At 41.5% G+C, this 26,364-nt stretch carries 23 protein-coding genes, 2 pseudogenes, 1 riboswitch and 1 other annotated feature; of the genes and pseudogenes, 9 read left to right on the top strand and 16 right to left on the bottom strand.

Annotated elements, in window-relative coordinates; genetic code table 11:
- Window positions 1-49 precede the first annotated feature (49 nt).
- A complete protein-coding gene (gene pepV / locus NST18_RS02780; protein WP_004888977.1) occupies window positions 50-1,453 on the bottom strand; it encodes a dipeptidase PepV in 1,404 nt (467 codons plus the stop codon).
- A 173-nt stretch (window positions 1,454-1,626) separates the two neighbouring features.
- Here pepV and NST18_RS02775 point away from each other — a divergent pair, with 173 nt between their 5' ends.
- A complete protein-coding gene (locus NST18_RS02775; RefSeq protein WP_004888976.1) occupies window positions 1,627-1,848 on the top strand; it encodes a DeoR family transcriptional regulator in 222 nt (73 codons plus the stop codon).
- A 38-nt stretch (window positions 1,849-1,886) separates the two neighbouring features.
- On the opposite strand, the gene NST18_RS02770 is transcribed toward NST18_RS02775, so the two are convergent.
- Window positions 1,887-2,609, bottom strand: a complete 723-nt coding sequence (locus NST18_RS02770) for a pseudouridine synthase (RefSeq protein WP_004888975.1) — start codon at window positions 2,607-2,609, stop codon at window positions 1,887-1,889.
- A gap of 106 nt (window positions 2,610-2,715) precedes the next feature.
- On the opposite strand from NST18_RS02770, the gene NST18_RS02765 reads away from it, so the two are divergent.
- Complete coding sequence (locus NST18_RS02765; protein WP_004888974.1) at window positions 2,716-3,000, top strand: hypothetical protein; 285 nt, start codon at window positions 2,716-2,718, stop codon at window positions 2,998-3,000.
- A 14-nt stretch (window positions 3,001-3,014) separates the two neighbouring features.
- On the opposite strand, the gene NST18_RS02760 is transcribed toward NST18_RS02765, so the two are convergent.
- Window positions 3,015-4,640, bottom strand: coding sequence for a putative polysaccharide biosynthesis protein (locus NST18_RS02760; RefSeq protein ID WP_004888973.1), 1,626 nt, complete (start codon window positions 4,638-4,640; stop codon window positions 3,015-3,017).
- 101 nt (window positions 4,641-4,741) lie between these two features.
- Here NST18_RS02760 and NST18_RS02755 point away from each other — a divergent pair, with 101 nt between their 5' ends.
- Complete coding sequence (locus tag NST18_RS02755) at window positions 4,742-6,007, top strand: NAD(P)/FAD-dependent oxidoreductase (RefSeq protein WP_004888972.1); 1,266 nt, start codon at window positions 4,742-4,744, stop codon at window positions 6,005-6,007.
- Between the two features lie 32 nt (window positions 6,008-6,039).
- Here the strand turns inward: NST18_RS02755 and NST18_RS02750 are convergent, their stop codons facing one another.
- The 5 genes and pseudogenes from NST18_RS02750 to NST18_RS02725 all read right to left on the bottom strand — a co-directional run bounded on the left by NST18_RS02750 (window position 6,040) and on the right by NST18_RS02725 (window position 11,919).
- A complete protein-coding gene (locus tag NST18_RS02750) occupies window positions 6,040-6,336 on the bottom strand; it encodes a rhodanese-like domain-containing protein (protein WP_004888971.1) in 297 nt (98 codons plus the stop codon).
- Window positions 6,337-6,394: 58 nt separating this feature from the next.
- Window positions 6,395-8,812 carry a leucine--tRNA ligase gene (gene leuS, locus NST18_RS02745; RefSeq protein ID WP_004888970.1) on the bottom strand — a complete coding sequence of 806 codons (2,418 nt, stop codon included), beginning with the start codon at window positions 8,810-8,812 and terminating at the stop codon, window positions 6,395-6,397.
- 62 nt (window positions 8,813-8,874) lie between these two features.
- Window positions 8,875-9,087: a binding site (T-box leader), on the bottom strand.
- Between the two features lie 228 nt (window positions 9,088-9,315).
- Window positions 9,316-10,611, bottom strand: a pseudogene (locus tag NST18_RS15145) (ISLre2 family transposase); the annotation flags it as partial.
- Window positions 10,612-10,615: 4 nt separating this feature from the next.
- Window positions 10,616-11,161 (bottom strand): annotated as a pseudogene (locus NST18_RS02730) (UPF0236 family transposase-like protein).
- Between the two features lie 212 nt (window positions 11,162-11,373).
- On the bottom strand, window positions 11,374-11,919 hold the full coding sequence (locus tag NST18_RS02725) for an MFS transporter (RefSeq protein WP_340721200.1): 546 nt from the start codon (window positions 11,917-11,919) through the stop codon (window positions 11,374-11,376).
- A 166-nt stretch (window positions 11,920-12,085) separates the two neighbouring features.
- On the opposite strand from NST18_RS02725, the gene tnpC (NST18_RS02720) reads away from it, so the two are divergent.
- Window positions 12,086-13,534, top strand: a complete 1,449-nt coding sequence (gene tnpC, locus NST18_RS02720; RefSeq protein WP_088223283.1) for an IS66 family transposase — start codon at window positions 12,086-12,088, stop codon at window positions 13,532-13,534.
- Window positions 13,535-13,756: 222 nt separating this feature from the next.
- On the opposite strand, the gene NST18_RS02715 is transcribed toward tnpC (NST18_RS02720), so the two are convergent.
- From NST18_RS02715 to dgt, 5 genes are all read right to left on the bottom strand, one after another.
- Entirely contained in the window at window positions 13,757-15,196 is a 1,440-nt protein-coding gene (locus NST18_RS02715) for a DDE-type integrase/transposase/recombinase (RefSeq protein ID WP_064214575.1), read from the bottom strand.
- A gap of 121 nt (window positions 15,197-15,317) precedes the next feature.
- The gene (locus tag NST18_RS02710; RefSeq protein WP_340721199.1) at window positions 15,318-15,962 is read right to left on the bottom strand and encodes an MFS transporter; all 645 of its coding nucleotides are present in this window, start codon (window positions 15,960-15,962) and stop codon (window positions 15,318-15,320) included.
- Between the two features lie 11 nt (window positions 15,963-15,973).
- Complete coding sequence (locus NST18_RS02705) at window positions 15,974-16,597, bottom strand: dienelactone hydrolase family protein (RefSeq protein ID WP_004888968.1); 624 nt, start codon at window positions 16,595-16,597, stop codon at window positions 15,974-15,976.
- A gap of 70 nt (window positions 16,598-16,667) precedes the next feature.
- The gene (locus tag NST18_RS02700; RefSeq protein WP_231110112.1) at window positions 16,668-17,801 is read right to left on the bottom strand and encodes a cytochrome P450; all 1,134 of its coding nucleotides are present in this window, start codon (window positions 17,799-17,801) and stop codon (window positions 16,668-16,670) included.
- On the bottom strand, window positions 17,783-18,910 hold the full coding sequence (gene dgt / locus NST18_RS02695) for a dGTP triphosphohydrolase (RefSeq protein ID WP_064214410.1): 1,128 nt from the start codon (window positions 18,908-18,910) through the stop codon (window positions 17,783-17,785). The genes NST18_RS02700 and dgt overlap by 19 nt, the downstream gene beginning before the upstream one ends.
- Window positions 18,911-19,106: 196 nt before the next feature.
- A riboswitch (purine riboswitch) is annotated at window positions 19,107-19,208 on the bottom strand.
- Window positions 19,209-19,366: 158 nt separating this feature from the next.
- On the opposite strand from dgt, the gene NST18_RS02690 reads away from it, so the two are divergent.
- Window positions 19,367-20,482 (top strand): IS4 family transposase, encoded by a 1,116-nt coding sequence (locus NST18_RS02690; RefSeq protein WP_032101754.1) that lies wholly within the window; start codon window positions 19,367-19,369, stop codon window positions 20,480-20,482.
- A gap of 267 nt (window positions 20,483-20,749) precedes the next feature.
- Here the strand turns inward: NST18_RS02690 and tnpC (NST18_RS02685) are convergent, their stop codons facing one another.
- Window positions 20,750-22,198 (bottom strand): IS66 family transposase, encoded by a 1,449-nt coding sequence (tnpC, locus tag NST18_RS02685; RefSeq protein ID WP_340721197.1) that lies wholly within the window; start codon window positions 22,196-22,198, stop codon window positions 20,750-20,752.
- 205 nt (window positions 22,199-22,403) lie between these two features.
- Between tnpC (NST18_RS02685) and NST18_RS02680 the strand changes: the two genes are divergently transcribed.
- The gene (locus tag NST18_RS02680) at window positions 22,404-23,282 is read left to right on the top strand and encodes an IS982 family transposase (RefSeq protein ID WP_004888965.1); all 879 of its coding nucleotides are present in this window, start codon (window positions 22,404-22,406) and stop codon (window positions 23,280-23,282) included.
- Between the two features lie 198 nt (window positions 23,283-23,480).
- Window positions 23,481-24,257 (top strand): hypothetical protein, encoded by a 777-nt coding sequence (locus NST18_RS02675; protein WP_004888964.1) that lies wholly within the window; start codon window positions 23,481-23,483, stop codon window positions 24,255-24,257.
- 35 nt (window positions 24,258-24,292) lie between these two features.
- Here NST18_RS02675 and NST18_RS02670 read toward each other — a convergent pair whose 3' ends face one another.
- Window positions 24,293-24,433, bottom strand: a complete 141-nt coding sequence (locus tag NST18_RS02670; RefSeq protein ID WP_004888963.1) for a hypothetical protein — start codon at window positions 24,431-24,433, stop codon at window positions 24,293-24,295.
- Window positions 24,434-24,443: 10 nt separating this feature from the next.
- A complete protein-coding gene (locus NST18_RS02665) occupies window positions 24,444-24,707 on the bottom strand; it encodes a YtzC family protein (protein WP_003397789.1) in 264 nt (87 codons plus the stop codon).
- A gap of 124 nt (window positions 24,708-24,831) precedes the next feature.
- Here NST18_RS02665 and NST18_RS02660 point away from each other — a divergent pair, with 124 nt between their 5' ends.
- Together NST18_RS02660 and NST18_RS02655 are read left to right on the top strand one after the other, a co-directional pair.
- The gene (locus NST18_RS02660; protein WP_064214612.1) at window positions 24,832-25,782 is read left to right on the top strand and encodes a TIGR01212 family radical SAM protein; all 951 of its coding nucleotides are present in this window, start codon (window positions 24,832-24,834) and stop codon (window positions 25,780-25,782) included.
- Window positions 25,782-26,354 carry a tRNA (mnm(5)s(2)U34)-methyltransferase gene (locus tag NST18_RS02655; protein ID WP_035018433.1) on the top strand — a complete coding sequence of 191 codons (573 nt, stop codon included), beginning with the start codon at window positions 25,782-25,784 and terminating at the stop codon, window positions 26,352-26,354. Before NST18_RS02660 ends, NST18_RS02655 begins: the two co-directional genes overlap by 1 nt.
- The last annotated feature ends 10 nt before the right edge of the window (window positions 26,355-26,364 follow it).

Raw genomic sequence — 26,364 nt, 5'->3', positions numbered from 1 at the left:
TACCGTCACGATCGACGGCACTTTTCATTATAACATATTTTGGAAATTGTCATTTTGCTAATTCATAAATCGCTTGGGCGTAAATGGCTGTTGCTTTAAGTAAATCATCGATAAACATATACTCGTCTTTTTGGTGCGCAACATCTGGGCGATTTGGGAATAACGGACCAAACGCTACCCCTGCTTGTAAAGAACGCGCATATGTCCCACCGCCGATGGCAAGTAGTGACGATCGTTCACCCATCTGCTCTTCATAGACGCGTTGCAACGTTTGAACGAGCGGATGATCTTTTGCTACATAATGGGGCGAAGAGTTAGAAAAGTTTGTTAACATAAAGTGATGACCGTTTGCGACTCGCTCGATCACTTCTTTCGTATGGGCAATGTCGCTCGTCACAGGGTAACGTAAATTGATACCTATTTTCCCACCATGCTCACGCGTATATGAAAGAATACCGACATTGATCGTTAAATCTCCTAATTCCTCATTTGTATGCGCAACCCCTAATTGCTTTCCGCGCGTATCGCCATAAAAGTATTGAGAAACGAAACGAACAAATTCGTTTGCTTGTGGATCGAGTGTTTCATCTGCTAAAAATTTTGCAAGCCATAGCCCCGCATTCACTCCGTCGTCTGGTTCCATCCCATGCACAGAAACACCGCGAACACATAACTTCATCGTTTCGCCATCTATATACGCCTCACCTTCAAGTGTGTGTACTTGTAAAAATTCAGTAAAACGATCTTTCATATCGTTTCCGTTCGTTAACTGCAAAACAGCCTCTGCAAAATCTGGAACCATATTGTATCGACGACCAGCTTGAAACGACAGAAGAACACAATCAGCCGTTTGCTTATTTATTGGCTGTTGAATGAGATCAAAATCGGCAATCCCTTTTTCAGCGTAAATAATCGGGAAATCGGCATCTGGCGCAAATCCGAGCGTCGGCATTGGCTCAGTTTGAAAATATCGTTCGACGCATTGCCAATCGCTTTCTTCATCTGTCCCAATAATCATGCGTACGCGCTTAGATAGCGGTAATCCTAGCTCTTTTACAATTTTCATCGCATAAAATGCAGCAATCGTCGGCCCTTTATCATCTAATGCACCACGTGCGTAAATTTTCCCATCTACAATCGTTGCCCCAAACGGATCAAACGTCCAACCATCTCCAGCGGGAACAACATCTACATGACATAATATGCCTACAATCTCTTCACCATTGCCCATTTCCAAATGACCAGCTAGTCCGTCAACGTTTTTTGTGACAAACCCTTCTTCTTCACCACGCTTTAGCATGTAACAAAGCGCTTCATACACCTCTTTTCCTAGCGGGGCTTCTTCTGTTGCTGTTTGTTCATTTCGTACGCTTGGAATGCGCAAAAATGTTTGCAAATCTTTCAAAAGCGCTGACTCTCGCTTTTTTACTTCTTCCATCCAGTTCATATTCATCGTCGCTTTCACCTTTCCTTAAGAAAAATATGGTATTAATTGTATTAATATTGTGTAAAATTCAGCAAAGTTATAGCATTTTTCTTATGTTTTCGTGTAAAATAGATGGTAAGACATCTAGTTTTTCATCTTTGTTGTACCATGCGAATGATGTAACGATAGGGAGTGATCATTTGAAACCATCTACCGATCGCATGCTAACCCGTATTAAGTCCGTCTACATGTTCATTAGCGAAAGAGGAACAGTGACAACGCAAGAGCTCGTGGAAGAATTCGGTATTACACCACGAACAATTCAGCGGGATTTAAACGTGTTAGCATACAACGATTTAATTCACAGCCCTAGCAAAGGTAAATGGACAACAACTAAAAAAAGGGTGAAGATGTCATCTTAACAGCATGGATATAGACGGAACCTGATTCGTTCAGGTTCCTATTTTTTGCCTTCTCCTTTTAATAAAGCAATTTCTTCATCTGTCAATTCACGATACTCTCCCGGTTCTAACGTTTCATCAAGCGATATCGGTCCCATTTGAATCCGCTTTAAATAAACAACACGTTTACCGACCGCTTGAAACATTCGTTTAATTTGATGAAACTTTCCTTCTGTAATTGTAATTCGTACGTCTGAACGCAAACCCGAGCGGATGACCACAAGCTCTGCCGGCTTTGTTTCGTATCCATCATCGAGCACAACACCACGTTGAAATGCGACAACATCATCTTCAGTCACTTCCCCATCAATAATTGCTTCATATATCTTCGGCACATGTTTTTTCGGCGACAGTAGCTGATGGGCAAGTTGTCCATCATTCGTTAACAGCAATAACCCTTCCGTATCTTTGTCAAGCCGTCCGACAGGAAATGGATCAAATATGCGATCTTCCTCTTCTAGCAAATCAACAACTGTCTCTTCGACCGCATCTTCTGTTGCTGAAATGACCCCTTTTGGCTTGTTCATCATTAAATAAATGAACGGTTTATACTCCACTTCTTCTCCCCACACAGTAACAACTTGTGCTTTTGGATCGACGTGCGTTTTCGCATCTTTTATCGTCATCCCATCGACTTTAACGACGCCTGCTTTTAATAGCTTTTTCACTTCCTTTCTCGTTCCGTATCCCATATTTGCCAACAGTTTATCGATTCGCAGCACTAAAATCCCTCCAAATGTTTTTCGTTTTTAGGCATCCGTCCATACACGAATGTCAATTGTCACATATACTTCCTACGTAACAACTAAAGCGAAAGGAGTTTTCCGAATGGATGAACGCCAACAACAACAGCAAATGCCTGGTATGCCTTATTACGGAGGTACTCCGTTTATGCCGGGATTCCCTGGAACACCAACATTCCCAGGAACACCAACATTCCCAGGAACACCAACATTCCCAGGAACACCTGGATTTCCAAGCGACTCTCTTGAGCGTCGCGTCGACCGTCTTGAACGCATTACCGAGCGACAACAACAACAAATTAACAATTTAAATCGACGCCTTCAACGCGTTGAGCGTCAGCTTGGATTCCCGTTTAGCAGTGATTTCTAATAGAAAGAAGAAGGCTACGATACGGCCTTCTTTTCTTTTTTTCGCAAAAATGAAAACCTGTTTCCAAATAACGCATATAACAAGTTCGAGCGTTTACTTAAATAAAAATAAACAGCTGCTCCGATTCCCCCACCACATGCAACAATAATCACCGATTGGATCATGCTGCCGTTGTAATGAAGGAAACGATCGAGGAGCTTCACAATCGGCCAAACGACTGCGCACATCATTGTCGTCAAAATTCCCATAAACAATACACGCTTGGCAACAAAATGATACCGATAATTTGTATAACGATGAATAACCCATAAGTTTAACCCGACCGATAAAGCATATCCAATCGTCGTTGCCAAAATAGCCCCTACCGTTTCAAATGAAACGATCAGTATATAGTTAAACAACAATTTAAACAAAAGCCCAATCGTTAAACTAATTACAGTAAATTTTTGTTTGTTAATACCTTGTAAAATGGCTGCCGTCACAGAAAATAAAGCAAAGAAAATAGCCGTTGGCGCATATGCGCGCAACACTTCTGTTCCGAGTGGATCATAACTATAAAACGCAGCATATACGTATTCAGATAAAAGAGCCATGCCAATAACTGCAGGCAACGTAATAAACATAACGACTTGAAACGTGTCGTTTAAATATTTTCGTAACCGCTTGCTTTCCCCTTTCACATAAGCTTTCGTAATCGTGGGAATAAGCGTTAAGCTAAACGACGTTGCTAACGTGACCGGAATAATGACGAGTTTTTGCGCCCATACGTTAAAAATACCGTATGCGTCCTCAGAAATCGCACCGAGCCCGATGCTTGCCATCGCTTTGTTAAATGTAAATTGATCAATAAGCTGATATAACGGCATCGCCAAACCAACAAAAGCAAATGGTGCTGCGTAGGCAATCAGTTCTTTATACATATCTTTTAACGACATATGGATCGTGCCACGATCTTGCTTTAATAGTTCATCTAAAAATGATTTTCGCTTAAACCAATACATGAATAAAACAGCTAGTCCACCGACAGCGCCAATAAAGGCAGAAAACGTTGCAACTTGAATGGCAGTCACAAGCGAACCATCAAAAATACGTAAAACGATATAGCTACCTGCAAGCAAAAAGATGATGCGGACAAGCTGTTCGATAACTTGCGAAAGCGCTGTCGGCCCCATTGATTCATGCCCTTGAAAAAAGCCGCGAATTAAACTCATCATCGGCACAAGCAATAAAGCGAAACTAACCGCACGAATAACAGAAGTAACATCGGCAATCGAGTTGCCGTGTCCGTCATCATTGACAACAAACGGTGCTAATAGTGGTGCACTCATGTATAAAATAAGCCAAGCGAGAAAACCGGTGACCGCCATTAACATGATCCCTGAACGAAACAACTTTCGTCCAATCGCATATTCCCCAAGTGCATTGTATTTCGAGACAAACTTGGATACTGCAAGCGGCACTCCCATCGTTGCGATGCTAATAAATAGTGTGTATGGAACGTAACCGTAAGAATAAAGTGCTCCTCCTTGTTTGCCAACAAGTTGGTAAAATGGGAAGACGTATATAAGCCCTAATATGCGTGACAAAAACACGCCTCCCGTTAAAATAAACGTGCCACGCAATAACTTTGATGATGACATAACATCCCTTCCTTAACGGATTCATTGCTTCACTTATTTTAGCACACTTTTTTCTTTTTCATAAAATCATTTATAATCGTAACAGAAAGGACGTGAAAGTGATGACATATGATGTTATAGTCATCGGTGGAGGACCGTCAGGACTCATGGCAGCCATCGCCGCTGGGGAACGAAGTAAGCGTGTGCTCCTCCTTGATAAGGGAGATAAGCTCGGACGAAAATTAGCTATTTCTGGCGGCGGGCGTTGCAATGTGACAAATAGACGACCAGTCGATGAACTTATTCAACACATTCCGGGAAACGGCCGTTTTTTATATGGCGCATTTTCAATGTTTAATAATGAAGATATTATTCGCTTTTTTGAACGGCTTGGCGTTCCGTTAAAAGAAGAGGATCACGGTCGTATGTTTCCGGTGAGCGATAGTGCGCAATCTGTCGTACAAGCTTTGCTTCGAGAATTAAAACGATTGCGCGTCGACATTCGCGTTCATACTCCTGTCAAAGACATTGAATATAAAGATGGATCCGTATATGGAGTGACGCTGCGAACAGGGGAAATGATTCGAGCAAAAGCGGTTGTCGTTGCCGCCGGAGGGAAATCTGTGCCACATACCGGTTCGACAGGGGACGGCTACGCATGGGCAGAAAAAGCTGGACATACGATTACAGAACTGTTTCCAACCGAAGTGCCGATTGTTTCACACGAACCATTTATTCAAAAGCGAACGTTACAAGGATTATCACTACGCGATGTGGCATTAAGCGTATTAAACGCAAAAGGGAAACGAATCGTGACACATCGTATGGATATGATTTTTACACATTTTGGGGTTTCAGGACCAGCAGCACTACGTTGTAGCCAGTTTGTCGTCAAACAATTAAAAAAGCAACCGTCCGTTATGATGACGATCGATGCCTTGCCAGATGATAAAGAAGAAGCGTTATTTCAACGCATTGTACGTGCCATAAAAGAAGAACCGAAAAAAACGATAAAAAATATTGTAAAGGCACTTCTCCCTCTTCCTGAGCGATATATATTATTTTTATTTGAACAAGTAGCGATCGACCCGCAAACGACCGCGAGTACGTTAGGGTACGACAAAGTTCGCTCATTCGTCGCGACATGCAAGACGTTTTCTTTTTCCGTTCATGGCACGTTGCCGCTTGAAAAAGCGTTCGTCACAGGGGGTGGCGTGTCAGTGAAAGAAGTGCATCCGAAGGAAATGGCATCGAAGTTAATGAAAGGTCTTTATTTTTGCGGAGAAATTTTAGACATTCACGGTTATACGGGCGGCTACAATATTACTGCCGCACTCGTCACCGGACGACTCGCTGGAATGCACGCTGCCATATATGCAAAACAATAAGATCGCCACGAAGCGATCTTATTGTTTTATCTTTACACAACTTCTCCGTCCCATCCGAGCATGCCATCGACAATGTTACATACATCATAACCATGCGCCTCTAAATAACGGCAAACGTGTTCACTACGCACGCCAGAACGACAAATAATCACATATGTTTTCTGTTTGTCTAGTTCACTCATTCGTTCAGGAATGTCCCCCATCTTTATATGAATCGCTGATGGAATCATTCCGAAAGCGACTTCTTCATCTTCACGCACGTCAATAACCTGAATTCGCTCCCCAGCTTCGATCATTTGTTTTAATTGAGCGGCTGTCATTTCTTTCATCAATCTCTTCCTTTCTTTAGCAAAAGCCCCCCGCCACATGTGCGAGAGGCTTTGTACATTAATTTGCAACAATGTTCACTAATTTTCCTGGTACAGCGATCACTTTACGCACCGTTTTTCCTTCAATTTGTTCTTTAATTTTTTCGTCTTCCATCGCCAATTGTTCAAGTTGTTCTTTCGTTGCATCAGCTGGCACATGTAGTTTTGTACGTACTTTTCCATTCACTTGAATGACAATTTCGACTTCATCTTCAACTAATTTTGCTTCATCATATGCTGGCCAAGCTTCGTAAGCAATCGTGTTGCTATGACCTAGTTTTTCCCACAACTCTTCAGCAATGTGCGGACAAACTGGCGATAACAGTTTTACGAATCCTTCCATGTATGCTTTCGGCAATACAGGCGCTTTATATGCTTCATTAATGAATACCATTAATTGTGAAATGGCGGTATTAAAACGAAGCGCTTCGTAATCTTCGGTTACTTTTTTCACTGTTTGATGATATACGCGTTCAAGCGTATCTGTTTCCGGATTGTCAACGATTTTTGGATTTAGTTGACCGTTCTCTTCAACGAATAAACGCCATACGCGATCGAGGAAACGGCGTGCACCGTCAAGTCCTTTTGTCGACCATGCAATCGATGCTTCTAAAGGACCCATAAACATTTCGTATAAACGTAATGTATCGGCGCCATGGCTTTCAACAATATCGTCTGGGTTGACGACATTTCCTTTTGATTTGCTCATTTTTTCATTATTTTCCCCAAGAATCATCCCTTGGTTGAATAGCTTTTGGAACGGTTCTTTTGTTGGCACAACACCAATATCGTATAAAAACTTATGCCAAAAACGCGCGTATAACAAGTGCAATACGGCATGTTCTGCCCCACCAATATAAATGTCGACAGGCAACCATTTTTCTAATTTTTTAGGGTCAGCCAATTGCTTATCGTTATGCGGATCAATATAGCGCAAATAATACCAGCAACTTCCTGCCCACTGTGGCATCGTATTCGTTTCGCGACGACCTTTTTTGCCTGTTTTTGGGTCAACAACGTTCACCCATTCTTCAATGTTTGCTAGTGGGGACTCCCCTGTGCCCGACGGTTTAATTTCATCTGTCTTTGGCAACACAAGCGGTAATTCTTCTTCTGGCACTGGCGTCATCGTACCGTCTTCCCAATGGATGATCGGAATCGGTTCGCCCCAATAACGTTGGCGGCTAAACAACCAATCGCGGAGGCGATACGATACTTTTTTCTCTCCTTTTCCGTTTGCTTCTAGCCATTCAATCATTTTTTTCGTCGCTTCTTCTTTATTTAACCCGTTTAAGAAATCAGAGTTCACGTGTTCCCCGTCACCTGTGTACGCTTCTTTCGAAATGTCGCCACCGGCAACGACTTGTTTGATCGGCAAATTGAATTTTTTCGCAAATTCATAATCGCGTTCATCATGGGCTGGCACTGCCATAATTGCGCCTGTACCGTAGCTCATTAACACGTAATCTGCGATCCAAATCGGCAATTTTTCCCCATTGGCTGGGTTGATCGCATATGCTCCCGTAAATACACCTGTTTTTTCTTTCGCTAAATCCGTGCGCTCAAGATCGCTTTTGCTTTGAATTTGTTTTAAATATGCTTCAACCGCTTCTTTTTGCTCAGGTGTTGTAATTTTTTCAACGAGCGGATGTTCAGGGGCAAGCACGGCATAAGTTGCACCAAATAGCGTATCTGGACGCGTTGTAAACACCGTAAACGTTTCATCGTGTCCATCGACTTGAAAATGAATATTTGCTCCTTCTGAACGGCCGATCCAGTTGCGTTGCATTTCTTTAATGCTTTCCGGCCAGTCTAATTCTTCTAAATCTTCAAGTAAACGGTCCGCATATGCCGTAATGCGAAGCATCCATTGTTTCATCGGCTTACGAATGACTGGATGACCACCGCGCTCGCTTTTACCATCAATGACTTCTTCATTCGCAAGTACCGTCCCTAGTGCAGGACACCAGTTGACCGGCACTTCATCCATATACGCTAATCCTTTTTCATATAGCTTTAAGAAAATCCATTGTGTCCATTTGTAATAGTTCGGATCGGTCGTGTTCACTTCGCGATCCCAGTCATATGAAAAACCGAGCGATTTAATTTGACGGCGGAAGTTGTTAATATTTTTTTCTGTAAATTCAGCTGGGTCATTTCCTGTATCAAGCGCATATTGCTCGGCTGGTAATCCGAACGCATCCCATCCCATTGGATGCAACACGTTATATCCCTGCATGCGTTTCATGCGCGCTAAAATGTCCGTTGCTGTATATCCTTCTGGATGACCAACGTGCAATCCCGCCCCTGATGGATATGGAAACATGTCAAGCGCATAAAACTTTCGCTTTCCATCGTCTTCTGTCGTTTTAAACGTTTTATTTTCTTCCCAATACTTTTGCCATTTTTTTTCGATTTCTCGATGATTAAAACTCACGTGACAAACCTCCTTTTAATCCATTTTTAACAAAAATGAAAAACAAAAAACCCCCCATCCCAAAAAGGGACGAGAGGATTCTCCCGCGGTACCACCCTTGTTAGCGCACGAATCGTGCACTCACTTTCATCATTAACGCAGATTCACGGCGCATGCTACTTCATTCGCATACGCGACTCCAAGGCGAGTTCGTAAACAAACTTCGGTTGACTCGCACCACCCGTCAACTCTCTGCCGACCATTTGTTTACTACTACTCCTTTTCACCGTCATTTTCCATTATTTCATTATACATATCATTTTAAAAAATTTACACCTTCGTTGCAAGTGTATTTAAATTTACACCTTCGTTGCAAGTGTATTTAAGTATGGGTTTGAGTCAAGACTTTGTGGGGGATTTTTTTCTCGACCGATTTTATTGGTTATATATGGTTTTATGGACTTGTTTCATGTAAGCGCTTTTATCTACTCTTATCCTGTAGGTATGTGCCTATATCTGTGTTTTTAAAAACCTTTCAATGCTTGCAATACCTCGTAAATCGGTGTCCCTGAAGATTGCAAAGGTATGAGATATGATGTCGTACCACTTCTGCCATTTGCGTTTGCACGCGCTTCAGTGCCTTTTTCACGATCTCTTCTCGTTTCGTTTCTTCTCGTTCTTCCACGCAACACATCACTCCATGGCGTGTCCGAATAAGTAACGTATCTTTTATCGCGACGATCGCTCGCAACATCGCTTCAATTCCTGCATCCCTCCAGCTTCGACCGTTTTTACTTCGTTTCGCAAACACATGCATCGTTCCTTCCGCATCCCCCATCGCTCTCATGTTTGTCGTGTCGATCCCTTTTTCCTTCAGCCATATGCGATAGTCACGCAAACATCCTGGCATCTCCTCGATTCGACGAACAAGCGCCTCGAGTTGCTTTTCCTTCTCCCCATGTTCTAGCGTACCGATGGCACTTGTGAGTTCTCGTAACACCCCCTCTTCATCCCATGACGCGAATGTTTTTCGAATCGCCCGATATCTCGCATGACCTCGGAACAATTGCCGAATCTCTCTCGCTACATGGAACTGATCGAGCTGAAAGTACCCTCTATCTCCAAAATATTCACGACAACCCGTGATCCATGGGGCACCATCTCCATTGATGACGACCCAATCTTCTAGTGGATCATACCCATATTCTTCCACCAAGAAGCTCTCGATGGCTTCCCAGATTGGCTCATTCGTTTGATGAACATAGTTAGCGTCGGTTCACCAAAGAAACTCGTTTGCCGTTTTTCTCCCATCCTTGGTGAATCGTCACAATTTTCTCTTCTTTTCCTTTCATGCAGCTTCGTTGCCGTTTGACGTACAACCCGTCCGCTTCAATGAAAAACACCCGACCTTTTTTCTCCATCTTGCGGTGTCCAACGACTTCAGCCTCGACAATCAACTGACGAATCGTTTCGTGGCTCATGCACGCATATCCCACCAGTTTCTCTAAGGACTGGGCAGCTTGTCGATACGATGAACCTGTCACTGCCAGATGAATCGCTGTTTCTTCTAACAACGGACTGACTCCATGTGCCCCCTCAAACTGAAGAAAAGCATCCAACAGACAGACATACCTCCGTTTTTCCCGATCGAAGTAATAGTTCCGCTTGACTTCCACTTCTCCAAACATCGTCTACATCCGTATCCCTCGTTTATCTTTGAGCGCGTATCGTTTTTTATCTCGTTTTTCCGCCAATGTGCGGTCGATATCCTCCAACACCTGTTGAAGCAGTTGACCATATTCTTTTTGCATATGATGAACATAGTTAGCGTCGGTTCACCAAAGAAACTCGTTTGCCGTTTTTCTCCCATCCTTGGTGAATCGTCACAATTTTCTCTTCTTTTCCTTTCATGCAGCTTCGTTGCCGTTTGACGTACAACCCGTCCGCTTCAATGAAAAACACCCGACCTTTTTTCTCCATCTTGCGGTGTCCAACGACTTCAGCCTCGACAATCAACTGACGAATCGTTTCGTGGCTCATGCACGCATATCCCACCAGTTTCTCTAAGGACTGGGCAGCTTGTCGATACGATGAACCTGTCACTGCCAGATGAATCGCTGTTTCTTCTAACAACGGACTGACTCCATGTGCCCCCTCAAACTGAAGAAAAGCATCCAACAGACAGACATACCTCCGTTTTTCCCGATCGAAGTAATAGTTCCGCTTGACTTCCACTTCTCCAAACATCGTCTACATCCGTATCCCTCGTTTATCTTTGAGCGCGTATCGTTTTTTATCTCGTTTTTCCGCCAATGTGCGGTCGATATCCTCCAACACCTGTTGAAGCAGTTGACCATATTCTTTTTGCATATACCGAAACAATAACTGTTCAATGTCTTTCCATGTGACTCCATCTGTGATATAATCCTGCATGGGCTCCAATCCTTTCTTTGGTTATTTTTTCGCACTTACTACCTTACAGGAGGAGAGCCCATTTTTCATCTATTTTGCTTACATATCGGACAGGTTCCTGATTATACCAAATCAGGAACCTTTCTTTTTTTCTCCCACAAACATTTTACTCATACCTGAAATGTGCTGGATTGACGGGTAAGCTCTTTAAGCATCGGGCATAGGAATAAACTAGGTGCCACGACCAATGCCATTCCGAGAAATGGGAATCCAGGTGAATACAAGTACAAGTATCCACTGACAAGTGTTAAAACCCCAGTGGTTAAACTCATGGCAAGTGATGCGTAGAGTCCATGAGCTGAAGGAATTTTGTCCTTACTAATATATTGATTAACAAAAGTCATGAATGCAAAGTGCGTGAGACCAAATGTTAAAGCGTGCAACGGTTGAGAAAACACAAAAACCAGTAGATTCTCAAAAAAATAGACACTTGACCAACGGATAATTGATGCAATCCCGGCCAATAGAAACATAGTCGCTACATCGAACTTAGTGAATACTCGGTTTGAAATGTAAAAGAACCCGATTTCAGCTAAGACAGCCAAAACAAGGATTCCACCAATATAAACACTATTGATTCCTATGTGTTTAAGATAAATAACTCCGTAATTATAATAGGCAGCATGGGTACCTTGTAAAACCATAGGTAGCGTCAAAAAATCTATGAAAAGTCATCATGGTCTACCTGTTGAAGGAAAATAAAGAGGATAGTGGAATTGGATTCGCCCTTGGTAACTATTCAGCCACATCATAAAGTGAGCTGAATATTTTTTGCTTTTCCTGTCTATGATGTGAATATTGATAGACAAGGAGGTGAATCGCATGTTGACGGTACAACAAGCTGTATTTACAGTTGAAAGCTTAATCAGCAAAGTCCAACAACAAAAGCAGCTCATTACTCACCAACAACAAGTCATTGAGCAACTGTTGAAAGAAAACAAACAGCTACGCAAAGAAAATGAACAACTGAAGTACCGTGTTCAAGAGCTGGAAGCACGCACGAAAAAAAACAGCTCCAATAGCCATTTGCCCCCATCTTCTGACCGTTTTGCCAACACACGTTCTTCTCGTCAACCATCTGGCAACAAGCCAGGCGGACAAGAAGGACATCAAGGAACGACGCTCCGTCAAGTGGAACATCCACATCATCGTGTCGTCCACCGTGTGCATACGTGTCAAGGATGTGGGGTTTCTTTGCGTGACGTCAAACCGTTCAAAGTCGATATCCGTCAAGTGTTTGATGTCCCTCCTGTGGCGATCGAGGTGACACAACATGAACGTGAAGTGAAATCGTGTCCGCATTGTCGATGCGTGCAACAAGCCGAATTCCCATCCCATGTCACGAATCATGTGCAATACGGTCCACGCCTTACTGCGCTCGTTGTTTATTTACATCATATCCAATTGATCCCGTACAAGCGTTTAAGTGATACAATCGAAGCGTTATATCAACACTCGATTAGTACAGGAACCCTTGCCAATATGGTGAAACGAGGACGCGAAGCGCTGGAATCAAATATGGACATCATCGAAGACGCCTTACTTGAATCCAACATCCTGCATGTCGATGAAACGAGTTTGCGCATCAATGGGAAACTCGCATGGGTGCATGTCGCGTGTACATCGAGATATACATACTTGGCTTCTCACGCTTCTCGTGGAAAGAAAGCAACGGATGAGATCGGGATTCTTCCACAATACAAAGGGACGATGATGCACGATGGGTTCGGTACGTATCCGAAATACACACATGCCACCCATGCCCTTTGTCATGCCCACCATTTGCGTGAGTTAAAAGGATTCATCGAACAAGGGCATACGTGGGCGATGCGCATGACCACGTTTCTGTTAGCCGCCAAGCAAGCCGTCGAAGCCCATCACGGTGCACTTTCCGAAGAAGAAGCGAGACGGTGGGAACGAGTGTATGATCGCATCCTAGAAAGAGCACAACATCGATTGGAAACGATGACACCTCTTCCGAAAAAAGCACTCGCTTTTGTTCGACGGCTTCAGAAACGAAAGGAAGAAGCGTTGCGTTTCTTACGTGAAGTACATGTTCCCTTTGACAACAACCAAGCCGAACGCGATCTTCGCATGGTTAAAGTCAAAGAGAACATTTCGGGTACGTTTCGCGTAGAAACATTCGCCCAGTCTTTTTGTATCACAAGAAGCATCGTTTCCACACTGACGAAACACGAAAAAAACGTGTGGGATTCGTTATGTCTTCTGTTGACGGGTGACACGCTTGATCGCGTTCTTTCTACCACTTAGGGCATTTTCTATTACGGGGATGCCCTATTTGTGTTGCGCTTCTTTACATACTACTATCGGAGTGAATAGTTACCGCCCTTGACCAACACTCGCCAAAGGAGAAAAACGGTCAGTAAGGGCAAGGGCAGAAAAGAAGGGCATAGGAAAGCAGCCCTTGCCCTATCCTGATTTTACCTTTGGCGAGGTTCGGATGGTCAAGGGTACGCTCCGCCGAATCCGTCCTTAGGATGCAGCTTGTTGGGTCAACATCTCTTGAGCCATGACAATGAGCCTTGCCCAACGTGCCGGCATATGCGGAAGGCTCTCTAATGCTGGGATGACGACCGGTACCCGTTTTTCTAACGCGCTATGCGGACGCAAGAAGTTGAAATACGCCACAAAGAGTGTGACAAAGGAAACCGAGCCTTCTTCTGCGCCAAACCCATGAGTCGGTCGGTAGTTGCCTTTAAACGTTCGGTTGAATCGTTCAATGATCTGTTTAAGTGGTCGATATTCCTCGGACACAGGATCCTCGTTTGTCAGCCCGATGACTTGACGGACATCGAAAGAAATCCCTTGTTGGGCGAAAAAGTGCTGCGCCAACAAGTAGATCGGGTTGCCATCGACGACAAAAGACAAATCTTCAGGAATGGACGGCAGTTTCTTGAGAACATCATCGATCGCACGGATGGCAGAGAGTGTATCCCGATGTGGAGAGACCCGGTAAGACAGCACGACCTTTTTCACGGCATCAAACATAAAAAACAAGTAATGCCAGCACCCTTTGACGCGGATATACGTCTCGTCGCCGCAAAAAGAACCAGACAGTTCGTAAGGAAAGTGATCGATGAAAGGTTTGACGATCAGCGCAACACTGTTGGCATAGTTGATGACGGTCTGATGAGAAATCGACAACCCATGAATGTCTTTCATGATCCTCGCTGTTTTCCGCGCGGAGAGCCCATAGTTGACGTGATACGTCAAGATGAGTCCGAGTGTATGCGAAGACACGGAAAGACGCGACAAATCCACCTTCGACTGTATCGGTGACGACGGTGCCAACGGCTGAAAATCAAAGAGAAACTCACGGAAAATGTATCGAACTTTAAAGGCATACGGCGCATGTTGAAACTGTTCTTTTTCCTGAGGTGTCATCTGTCGCAAGTTTGCTTGGTAAAACGAGCAATCATCATTCTTACATTTGTGGATGTAATAATCGTTGCGCTCTTTGATTTTCTCGAGTGCCTTTAAACAATGTGGGCACCGAAAAATCACTTGTTTGGCAAAACGGCTACGATGGTTGAAACGGCAACGACACACTTTGCATTGATACTGCCCTTTACCCCCGTTGTTGGCGTACACATAATTAGATGGCGCTTGGCACTGTGGACACGTCAATGCATCAGGCACCGTGGTTTTCGTGTTCGCGTGCCTCTTGATCGGCTTCAACGGTTTTCCGTGTTGTTGTTCGTATTCGACAAGAAGATGACGATAGTCTAAACGCGGAAGCGTTTCGATGACAGGCAGTTCATCGACTTGGAGTTTCTGATACGATTGATTCACCGGTTCTTCGTCATCCCAGTCTGTGAGGGACTTTCCAAAAAGTACACCTAGTAAATAAATAATGATTTGATATTGGGTCTTGATTATTTGAAGACATTTGATTAATAATTGAGGTAACAAGCTTGTCACTCCTTTGTTTGGATTGGGTGTGTGGTTACCTCAATCGTACCAAAAACAGCAGGGGTGGCAAGCTTTTTTTGTCGAAAACCGCATAAAATCAATAAAAACTTAGGGTATGTCTTTAAAACTTTTGACAATACCAAACCATACTCAGGAGGAGACATATTAAAAATGATTTTGATTTCAGTAATTCAAAGGAACCTCCTGCCCGTTGAGAAAGCTTAACTCTTAAGCTTGATGGAGATCGAATTAATGATAGGATTAAAATGAATAGATTACCGAGTAAAAACAAATAGATAATATTGTTCGCATTTTTTGAGGCTACCCATCCTGTTAACACTGATGAGAGAATAAAACCGAACGATCCCCATAATCTGCATTTTCCATAGTCAATCCCATTTTCTTCTTTTGATAGAATGGAGGCCTTTGTCTCGTTGATAGGTAACAACATGGGATAGATGAGGCTGAAAAAGACCATTACTAACATAAGCCCTGCCAAATTATTAAAAGGCAAAAAACATACTAGGATGATTAGAGATAAAAAAGCGACTATAAGCGAAACGTGTGATAACCAATACCTTTTGCACAAGGCAGGAAAAATGTACGAAGTTGAAAAAGCTCTTACTAGTAATCCGATGGATATCACGATCCCTGCTTGTTGAGCAGTTAACCCTTTTGTAATCAGCCAAACGGTCCAGTACGGTAAGAAAATCCCCCAGGTGAAGAAAAATACAAAAAAGTTTGTGGATAACCATGTTTGTTTCATAACACTTCCCCTCATGTCAATACATTTTTTTTCGTTTTCTGAATGGTTTCAATAAGTTGTAGGGACAGTTCAAAAGCCTTTCTTTCTGAATCCGGATGATAGTTATCGGAGAAGGGATTAGCGAACCCGTGCTGTCCTTTAAACAACTCGACTTTTATCCCTGATTTACAGGATAATTGCTCGATGAGCCAGTTAACATTAAATGACTTTTCGTGCTCAGAAAACAGTAATAGTACGGGTAGTTTTGGGAATAAATTGAGATAGTCTCTAATCCGTGATCCATAGTAACCTATGGCCGCATCTCCTATGCCATAATGTTCGCAACATAACCAAGCTACGGTTGCACCGACGCTATACCCCCAGAACACAATGGTTTTGTATCGAGACTTTAAGGAATCTACTAAATTTAAAACTTGTTTTTTCGCTTTTCCAAATCCAATTTCATTTTTGAAATATTGGTAAGCATCTGCCTCATCATCATAATGAAAATGATCTCGATTTAATAAATTGGGGCAGTATACATCATACCCTTTAGTGGCAATCATTTGAGCTACGTGTTTCATATGATCGTTAATCCCATAGATTTCATGTATTAGGATGACAGCAACATCAGAATAATTACAGTGTTTTAACATGATATGACAAACTCCTTATCCTTATAATTAAAGATAGAGGGGGTGTCGCACTCCCCCTCAGTATAGGAAGTTAGTATTTGATCGGCATTGTAACAATACCATGAAAGGTAGGGTTAGGCGTCCATTCAGGTCTTTCAAGATTATATAAAGGTGTAATGTGAGAAAAACGTTGAATAACTTCTTTTAAAATTTCGGCGATTTCTACGCGAGCAAATGCTGCAGCAATGCATGCATGATAACCACCACCAAAACCAATATGCTGTTTACCTGTCCGATTGATATCAAATTTTTCTGGATTTTCAAAAACGCGTTCATCACGACCAGCGGAACCGAGGAAGAAATAGACCGAATCTCCTTCACGAATAAGTTGGTTATGAATAGTAATATCTTGGGCAGCGTGTCTTGTTATGTATTGAATTGGTCCTTCAAGTCGCATAGCCTCATCCAAGACCTTAGGAATTAGAGACAGATCTTTTTTGAGTTCATCAAATACTTTTGGATGTTTGAACAATAGATGCAACGTATTACTTAACATGAACTGCGGAATTTTATGTCCACCAAAAATTAGATGAATGGTTTGTGCGATAAGTTCATCGTCACATAATTCTCCTTCCTCACCCGGATTATCTGAGATTAAACGGCTTAACAAATCGTTGCGTTTTTTGATGCGTCTTTCAGCAATTGCTTCTGAAAGAAACATGTACATTTCTTTCATACTTTTTTTGGTTTGATCGCTGATATCTTTGTCAGGGACGTGGGAAACAACAAAGTTTTGCATAAATTGAGCAATGTCATCTGACCAACGGATAAAACGTTTAACCTCTTCACCTGGAATACCAAGCATTTTACAAAGTACCAACGCCGGAATTGGATGAGCAACTTCAGAAACGAAGTCAAACTCGTTCGAATGTTTTTCAACCACTTGATCTAAAACTGATGTTACAATTTTCTTGATTTCAGGAGTGATAGCCTCAATCTCTTCTTTCCAAAAAGCACGGTTCATGTATTTTCTTAAACGTGTATGGATTGGACGGTCGTTATAAATCATCCATGTGGATATAATGTCGATGATCTCCTTAAAGTGCTTGTCTTCGCCTTCAGGGAGATTTTTCATTTTGTGCCAAATTAGTGGGCTAGTGATAAAGGTGTCTCCCTGCAAATATTTTGTGATGTCATCATATCTTGTTATAAACCACGAACGCATTTCTTCATTCCAATAAGTCTCATGTTAGTGTCTGAACCTCTGTTTTTGTGGTTATCAAAAAATAGAAAATTAAATATTCTTTTAATATAATCATCTATTCTGATTTCAAACTTGAGGTTTATATCATTTTTCAGAAAACATATCTTTGTAATTTGGATTAATATTGCTAGTTTCAAGCTGCTATGTAATGGTAATTGTATTTTGCTGTAGTAAGGCTTTGCTGGATTTATATAAAATTCTAAGGAATCAATAAATTCAATAACAATTTTATTTAATGCATATCTTTCCCTAGATATTTGGCCAGATAAAAAATCTTCCAAGAAATTATCTTTGATTTCATTGAAAAGACAATTGATTATTCTCTCTAAATTATCAATATTCTTATAATTAGGGTTAGATGTTATACCTTCTAATATTAACGAAAGTATAGTATTTGAGTTTAAAATATTAGCAAATTGATTTCTACTAAAGAAACCCACCATGTCTTTTATATCGTAGATGGCATTAGAGATATCATCTGCGAGTTCAATTATATATTCTTCAATAACAGGTTGATTGTAAGTCTGGAGAATTTTATTTACAAAAATAGATGACTCCTGATAATATCCCTTAATTAAATTCGCTTCTTCTTCCCTTTTAAGAGGTATTACATTTTTATGTTTAAGAAGCGCGGCTACAGTTCTTAATGTAACATTATGAGATTCTTCAGTTACAATTCTTATTGTTTGAGCATTGGATTCAAATCCCCCAAAGCATTTCATTATATTATCAAGACTTCTTTCGGCACTATGACCAAAAGGAGGATGTCCTATATCATGCGCAAAGGTTGCCGCATGAATAAGATTCAAATCAATAGTTGGTAAATCATTTTTTAACAAATGATTGTTTACTCTTTCAGTAATTATTTCTGCGATTTCGTTGACTTCCAAAGAATGAATCAATCTATTCCGTAAATTATGGTTATGAGGAAATGGAATAAGTTGTGTTTTAGTATGTAAAATACGAAAGTATGGTGATCTTAGTATTCGTTGGTAATCGCATCTAAACTCTGAAATCGAAATCTTTTCTTGTTCTGGTGAAAATCTGCTTTTGTCATATTTTTTATACATTAACCTCTCCCACTCTACAAAAATAGTTTTCTGAATAAATAGTAAAAACCCAAGAGGATAGGTTTCTATTAATGTTTCACGAGTGAAAACCTATCCTCTTGGGTTGATGTCTTCGATACTATATGTACAACTTATAAATAGGTATATGAATCCCGTCCATATCCCTTCATCTTTCTTAATTACTGAATAAAATGGACTTAGATTCACTTTCACTCGTAGTCCAGCAATTTAAGGTTGCCGGGTAGAAACTCTCAGACCATATTTCTGAGGATATACGAGCAAGTTTTTATTAAAATATTCATTTTTATTAATAATTCACTAGCATTGCAGTAATTAAATCTGATGATTCAAAATACTAAGAATGTTCAATTTTTTATTGATTTCGAAACAAAAAAATCCTTTACAATGGAAGTACAGGTGGTTCCTGTCCAAATCCAATCGTAAAGGATAACTGTTATGGACAAGAATACACTAATTTCATCATTTGGTAAATGGGTTTCACCCATAAATATTCAAAAACTTAGCGAACAAGTCAAAGAATTGAAACAGGACTATTACACAAAAAAGCTGACAACAGAAGCCTATATTAAATTTTTATTGGTAGCCCAACTGCTCGAATTTAAGAGCTTAGAGGAAATGAGTGATGCACTTGTAGACGAAGATCTTCAAAAAGCACTCGGATTTGAATCGATAAGTGCCTCTCAGCTATCCCGAAAAAACAATCAGATCAACCCACTAATTCTTGCAAATTTGTTCTTGGATCTTGTTTGGAAAATTCAACGGTACCATTATAAAAACGGAAAGAATATGCCACTGAAAATCATTGATTCGAGTACACTCCCGTTGAATTTGACCAATTATAAATGGGCAAAATTCCGTAAAACAAAAGCTGGTGTAAAGCTACACTTACGGCTCGTTTTCATGGATAAAGACACCGTCTATCCTGAAAAAGCAGTGATTACGACAGCAAAAGAACATGACCGAAATCAACTCGAAGTCCTAGTGGATGATAAAGAAGCCATGTATGTGTTTGACCGCGGTTATGTGGACTATGAACGTTTTGACCGGATGACAGATGATGGCTATTTCTTCGTTTCAAGACTGAAGAAAAACGCAGTCATTCGTGAAGTCTATACATTTTCACTTCCTGATGATTGTCACGTTCTATCCGATAAAATGGTCTATATTGGTACCACACAAAATCGTACTGAAAATGTCTATCGTCTACTAGAAGTTATGGACACAAAAGGGAACTTACTTCGTTTAATTACCAACCGATTTGATTTAAAAGCAGAAGAGATAAGTGGTATTTACCGATCTCGCTGGGCTATTGAACTCTTTTTCAAATGGCTTAAGCAACACGTAGAAATTAAGCACTTTTATGGAATGAGTGAAACAGCTATTCAAAATCAAATTTTCTTAGCCCTTATCACGTATTGCTTACATGTTCTCATTCAATTGGAGATGAAAAGTAAGAAATCCCTACTTCGAATTACTCGTTGGTTAAAGAGAGCTCTGTGGAAACCAGCTTATGTTTGGTTGCGAAAATTTGATGGGCGAGCCAGTCCATAATCTCCCTTTTGTCGTTGTCGCTCTGATTTAACTGTATATATTTACCAAATGGACAGTGCCGCCTTTCTTTAGGTTTTGTCTTTTTGGCACAAATTCACAAAAAATAATTAACAGAAAATTCTAACTATATTTATGCAATGCTAATGTTAATAATTATATAGATTGTAAAAATTTATGTCAACAAAAAATGGAATGTAACTATTCACCCCGATAGTAGTATGTAAAGAAGCGCAACACAAATAGGGCATCCCCGTAATAGAAAATGCCCTAAGTGGTAGAAAGAACGCGATCAAGCGTGTCACCCGTCAACAGAAGACATAACGAATCCCACACGTTTTTTTCGTGTTTCGTCAGTGTGGAAACGATGCTTCTTGTGATACAAAAAGACTGGGCGAATGTTTCTACGCGAAACGTACCCGAAATGTTCTCTTTGACTTTAACCATGCGAAGATCGCGTTCGGCTTGGTTGTTGTCAAAGGGAACATGTACTTCACGTAAGAAACGCAACGCTTCTTCCTTTCGTTTCTGAAGCCGTCGAACAAAAGCGAGTGCTTTTTTCGGAAGAGGTGTCATCGTTTCCAATCGATGTTGTGCTCTTTCTAGGATGCGATCATACACTCGTTCCCACCGTCTCGCTTCTTCTTCGGAAAGTGCACCGTGATGGGCTTCGACGGCTTGCTTGGCGGCTAACAGAAACGTGGTCATGCGCATCGCCCACGTATGCCCTTGTTCGATGAATCCTTTTAACTCACGCAAATGGTGGGCATGACAAAGGGCATGGGTGGCATGTGTGTATTTCGGATACGTACCGAACCCATCGTGCATCATCGTCCCTTTGTATTGTGGAAGAATCCCGATCTCATCCGTTGCTTTCTTTCCACGAGAAGCGTGAGAAGCCAAGTATGTATATCTCGATGTACACGCGACATGCACCCATGCGAGTTTCCCATTGATGCGCAAACTCGTTTCATCGACATGCAGGATGTTGGATTCAAGTAAGGCGTCTTCGATGATGTCCATATTTGATTCCAGCGCTTCGCGTCCTCGTTTCACCATATTGGCAAGGGTTCCTGTACTAATCGAGTGTTGATATAACGCTTCGATTGTATCACTTAAACGCTTGTACGGGATCAATTGGATATGATGTAAATAAACAACGAGCGCAGTAAGGCGTGGACCGTATTGCACATGATTCGTGACGTGGGATGGGAATTCGGCTTGTTGCACGCATCGACAATGCGGACACGATTTCACTTCACGTTCATGTTGTGTCACCTCGATCGTCACAGGAGGGAGATCAAACACTTGACGGATATCGACTTTGAACGGTTTGACTTCACGCAAAGAAGCCCCACATCCTTGACACGTATGCACACGGTGGACGACACGATGATGTGGATGTTCCACTTGACGGAGCGTCGTTCCTTGATGTCCTTCTTGTCCGCCTGGCTTGTTGCCAGATGGTTGACGAGAAGAACGTGTGTTGGCAAAACGGTCAGAAGATGGGGGCAAATGGCTATTGGAGCTGTTTTTTTTCGTGCGTGCTTCCAGCTCTTGAACACGGTACTTCAGTTGTTCATTTTCTTTGCGTAGTTGTTTGTTTTCGTGACGCAAATGTTCATTTTCTTGAACGAGTTGATGAATGAGCTGTTTTTGTTGTTGAACTTTGCCGATTAAGCTCTCAACTGTAAATACAGCTTGTTGTACCGTCAACATGCGATTCACCTCCTTGTCTATCAGTATTCACATCATAGACAAGGAAAGAAGAAAATATTCAGCTCACTTTATGATGTGGCTGAATAGTTACAATGGAATTATAACCCGTGGTACTAGATAAAATCGAGTAAGCATAAAAATAGCTCTTGCCTGCGGATCTCCTGTAGAATGAAAGTGCGATCCAACATTCGAAAGGAGAATCCCCATGCAAGAGCACTTTCATTTTACTACAGATCAAGCAAAGATTCAAAAACAATATGCAGTCATTTTCTTTTTTGTTTCTGCCCAGCTGTCACAAATTCAATTCTATCTTCAACGTCGCAATCGTCATTTGGTGAAACAAGAAGATACGGTGATCATTGCTATTCATCTTTTAGGAAAGCTGCTTGGCTTCTCTTCCGAACGTGCATGGCATCGCTTTGTGACTGGGAACTTGTTTACGGATGGACATTTTCTTGAACGTTCTCGATACAATCGCCGTTGCCGAGCGCTGCGCTTTGCGATCAAATGGATTCGTCATGAACTAGCGAAACGTGGACAACACCACGCCTATGCGGTCGTAGATAGTATGCCACTCGAGTTGTGCCATGCCGCAAGAATGTACCGTGTCAAACGATTCCAAGGAATCGCGGACATCGGACTTTGTGCGTCGAAAAAGCAGTGGTACTACGGATTTAAGCTCCATCTTCAGGTGACCAACCAAGGACTGCCCATGGGATACGTGGTAACGGAGGCGTCCTGTCACGATCGAACTGCAGCTGAAACCGTCATGACTCAAATTCCTCACCTCTATAACTTGGGTGACAAAGGATTCATCAGTAGCGAATTGCAAGAAAAGTTGTATGAAGAGTACCAAATCGCTTTTTGGACTCCATCTCGCAAAAACCAGAAACACCGCCCATCGGAATCATGGGAGAAATGGCTCAAACAAAAACGTAAAGTTATAGAGACGGTGTTCTCCGTCCTCGTTGACCAGTATCGTATGACAGAAATTCGTGCGAATTCGATTGCGGGATTTGAAGTAGCACTAGATGGCATCTTGTTGGCATATTCACTTGTCACACTTGGGCTAGTTGAGCGCTAGCGCTCAACTAGCACCACGGGTTATACACATTATTTTAAAAAATTTACACCCTCGTTGCAAGTGTATTTAAGCATGGCTACTCAATCATATAGATGATACACATGATACAAAAAGTATAAAATAATTAAAAATATTTCAGGTAGTTATTTTATTATGATTAGGTTATTATACACTAAAATGAAAGGGAGTTGACAATAAATGATGAAAAAATTTTTTCTCATCTTCTCTATTCTCATCAGTTTTCTTATTCTCGGATGCCAGTCGGAACACATAAAAGGATTTATTGTTTTTGGGAAATGGGACGGTGTATATGTAGCAAAAAAAGATGCTCCTTTTGTTCTTAACTTCATTTTATTAAGTGACAGCCCTCTAACAAACGTAACATCTATCGATTTTCCCGAAATCTCACACGCAATCGATGACATGCAATACGATCTTATCAAAGGTGATAAATACAAAGACTTTCAATTATTTAATATCGCTGTAAATTTACGTTTAAAAGAAGTAAGTAGCGCGACACTATCTAAAATAACTCTCATATTTGATCAAAAATATAAAGAGACATTCCCGATCGGTCAAATCAAGTTAGCTGTAGACGAGAAAGGAATATTTACTCCACAAAATGAGTATGTGACAGCTTATCCAAATACGCAATTTTTTCAAGCAAAGCTGAAAAACGTTTCAAAGCATACGATCCAAATAAAGGGTGTAACTGTAGAAAACACTTATTTACAGACAAAAGATGTAAAGATAAACGATAAATCGGAAAAACAGAGTGTAAGTCCGAACGAAACAATAAATATGTATTTTACTTTTGCTGAAAAGGCGGAACAAAGCGCTCACTTTTATATTGTTTCACCAAAAATTGAATATGAATTAGCAGGAAAAGCATCAAGCACATATATTGATCCTGTTTTTTACGGTGTGACAAACCTTACCAAAGAAAAACTAGATGACATTTTGAAACAAAACTAAACTATCCCCACCCGGAGCATGTCCGAGTGGGGAAATTACGTTTCATTATGATATTCCGATTTTGCTTCTTGCCCCTTTTTCGCATTCCTTTGTTTCACTTCTTTTATCGGATCACCAAAATCTTTCGCATGCAATGTTTTTTGTTCTGGATTGTTTTGTTTCGAACGTTTTTTCATCGTTTTCCTCCTAGTGACGAAGTAAAATCATATCGTTTTGTAATTGTTCAAGCTGCAGGCGCATGCGATGCAATTGCTCGCGCTGTTGGGCGTTACAACTTAACGAAAAATGTGCCAAATCGGTCACCGCATGTTCAAGCATTTGCTGGGCTTTTACATATTCTGTATCGTTATAATGTTCAAGCTTGCTTGCTTCCGTATATTGCTCTTTTGCATAGCGAAGCACATCTTCACAATGTTGTAAAAACTCATCCATTGACTGTCGTGTTGCCATACGCATCCCTTCCTTTCTTTCGTATCGCTTTATAGTTTGTACATTTTCTTGTCATTTATCACAGCACCGTTGAGTTTCTCGTTTGAAACGTGCTACAATGCTAAAATGATGCGAGGTGATAAACATGAATCCTTTTCCATATACAAACGACAAGAAACGATACCATACATGGAATTATCATTTACGCCAAACGTTCGGTGAAAAAGTGTTTAAAGTGTCGCTTGATGCAGGATTTGATTGTCCGAATCGTGATGGCACCGTCGCGTACGGCGGTTGCACATTTTGTAGCGCTGCCGGTTCCGGTGATTTTGCAGGTAGACGAACGGACGACTTAGTAACGCAATTTCATACGATTAAAGAAAAAATGCATACGAAATGGAAAGATGGCAAATACATCGCCTATTTTCAAGCGTTCACAAATACGCATGCACCCGTTGACGTCTTGCGTGAAAAATTCGAATCGGTGTTACATTTAGAAGGGGTCGTCGGTTTATCAATCGCTACACGCCCCGATTGTTTACCTGACGATGTCGTTGACTATTTAGCCGAATTGAATGAGCGAACGTATTTATGGGTCGAGCTTGGCTTGCAAACCGTCCATGAACAAACCGCTACTTTAATTAACCGCGCACATGACTTTTCGTGCTATGTAGAAGGGGTACAAAAGCTACGTAAACATAGCATTCGCGTTTGTGCCCATATTATTAACGGATTGCCGCTTGAAACGTACGACATGATGATGGAAACAGCAAAGACGGTCGCTCATTTAGATGTACAAGGCATTAAAATTCATTTACTACATTTGCTAAAAGGAACTCCGATGGTGAAGCAATATGAAAAAGGAATGCTTCGCTTTTTAACGTTCGACGAATACGTGCAACTCGTTTGTGATCAGCTAGAGGTATTGCCGCCAGAGATGATCGTTCATCGGATTACAGGAGACGGTCCGATCGATTTAATGATCGGTCCGATGTGGAGCGTCAACAAATGGGAAGTGTTAAACGCCATCGATGCCGAATTAGAGCGACGCAATAGTTATCAAGGGAAAAAATATGTACGAAAGGGAGAAAGATGATGAAACTCATGCGCATTTTGCCGTTTGCGCGCTCGCTCATCGACTTAGCTGTCAAAGAGGGAGATATCGTCGTCGATGCAACGGTTGGCAACGGCCACGATACGCTTTATTTAGCTGAACGTGTCGGAGAATATGGGCATGTGTTTGGCTTCGACATTCAAGCGCAAGCGATTGAAAATACGACAAAGCGATTGCACGAACATCATATAGAAACACGTGTCACACTTGTGCAAGCAAGCCACGCGGAACTTGATGCGCATATCCCTCCCGAATATAAAGGACGCATTACCGGAGCGATGTTTAATCTCGGTTATTTGCCCGGGGGAGATAAACAAATTGTCACAAAGCCAAACTCAACAATTGCTGCGATTGAACAATTGCTGGACATCATGGCTCCGGAAGGAATCATCGTTCTCGTCATTTACCACGGTCATCCCGAAGGAGCAATCGAGCGTGATGCTCTTTTACAATACGTTTCAACAATCGATCAACAGCGCGCACACGTCATTCGATACGAATTTATGAATCAAATCAATCATCCGCCGTTTATCGTCGCGATTGAGAAGAGGTAAGAAGTAGCGA

Origin of the sequence: Anoxybacillus sp. FSL W8-0104 (assembly GCF_038004465.1) — a bacterium.
Taxonomy (GTDB): domain Bacteria; phylum Bacillota; class Bacilli; order Bacillales; family Anoxybacillaceae; genus Anoxybacillus; species Anoxybacillus flavithermus_G.
This window is presented reverse-complemented; position numbering and strand designations above follow the sequence as displayed.

What these genes read in the sequence shown, in the direction of transcription:
- NST18_RS02755 (WP_004888972.1), top strand. Translation starts at nt 4,742, where the DNA reads ATGACATATGATGTTATAGTCATCGGTGGAGGACCGTCAGGACTCATG.
- NST18_RS02670 (WP_004888963.1), bottom strand. Translation starts at nt 24,433, where the DNA reads ATGAAAAAACGTTCGAAACAAAACAATCCAGAACAAAAAACATTGCAT.
- tnpC (WP_088223283.1), top strand. Translation starts at nt 12,086, where the DNA reads ATGTTGACGGTACAACAAGCTGTATTTACAGTTGAAAGCTTAATCAGC.
- NST18_RS02750 (WP_004888971.1), bottom strand. Translation starts at nt 6,336, where the DNA reads ATGAAAGAAATGACAGCCGCTCAATTAAAACAAATGATCGAAGCTGGG.
- pepV (WP_004888977.1), bottom strand. Translation starts at nt 1,453, where the DNA reads ATGAATATGAACTGGATGGAAGAAGTAAAAAAGCGAGAGTCAGCGCTT.
- NST18_RS02680 (WP_004888965.1), top strand. Translation starts at nt 22,404, where the DNA reads ATGCAAGAGCACTTTCATTTTACTACAGATCAAGCAAAGATTCAAAAA.
- NST18_RS02710 (WP_340721199.1), bottom strand. Translation starts at nt 15,962, where the DNA reads ATGAAACAAACATGGTTATCCACAAACTTTTTTGTATTTTTCTTCACC.
- NST18_RS02655 (WP_035018433.1), top strand. Translation starts at nt 25,782, where the DNA reads ATGAAACTCATGCGCATTTTGCCGTTTGCGCGCTCGCTCATCGACTTA.
- NST18_RS02700 (WP_231110112.1), bottom strand. Translation starts at nt 17,801, where the DNA reads ATGCGTTCGTGGTTTATAACAAGATATGATGACATCACAAAATATTTG.
- dgt (WP_064214410.1), bottom strand. Translation starts at nt 18,910, where the DNA reads ATGTATAAAAAATATGACAAAAGCAGATTTTCACCAGAACAAGAAAAG.
- NST18_RS02675 (WP_004888964.1), top strand. Translation starts at nt 23,481, where the DNA reads ATGATGAAAAAATTTTTTCTCATCTTCTCTATTCTCATCAGTTTTCTT.
- NST18_RS02660 (WP_064214612.1), top strand. Translation starts at nt 24,832, where the DNA reads ATGAATCCTTTTCCATATACAAACGACAAGAAACGATACCATACATGG.
- NST18_RS02690 (WP_032101754.1), top strand. Translation starts at nt 19,367, where the DNA reads ATGGACAAGAATACACTAATTTCATCATTTGGTAAATGGGTTTCACCC.
- NST18_RS02760 (WP_004888973.1), bottom strand. Translation starts at nt 4,640, where the DNA reads ATGTCATCATCAAAGTTATTGCGTGGCACGTTTATTTTAACGGGAGGC.
- NST18_RS02665 (WP_003397789.1), bottom strand. Translation starts at nt 24,707, where the DNA reads ATGGCAACACGACAGTCAATGGATGAGTTTTTACAACATTGTGAAGAT.
- NST18_RS02705 (WP_004888968.1), bottom strand. Translation starts at nt 16,597, where the DNA reads ATGTTAAAACACTGTAATTATTCTGATGTTGCTGTCATCCTAATACAT.
- NST18_RS02765 (WP_004888974.1), top strand. Translation starts at nt 2,716, where the DNA reads ATGGATGAACGCCAACAACAACAGCAAATGCCTGGTATGCCTTATTAC.
- tnpC (WP_340721197.1), bottom strand. Translation starts at nt 22,198, where the DNA reads ATGTTGACGGTACAACAAGCTGTATTTACAGTTGAGAGCTTAATCGGC.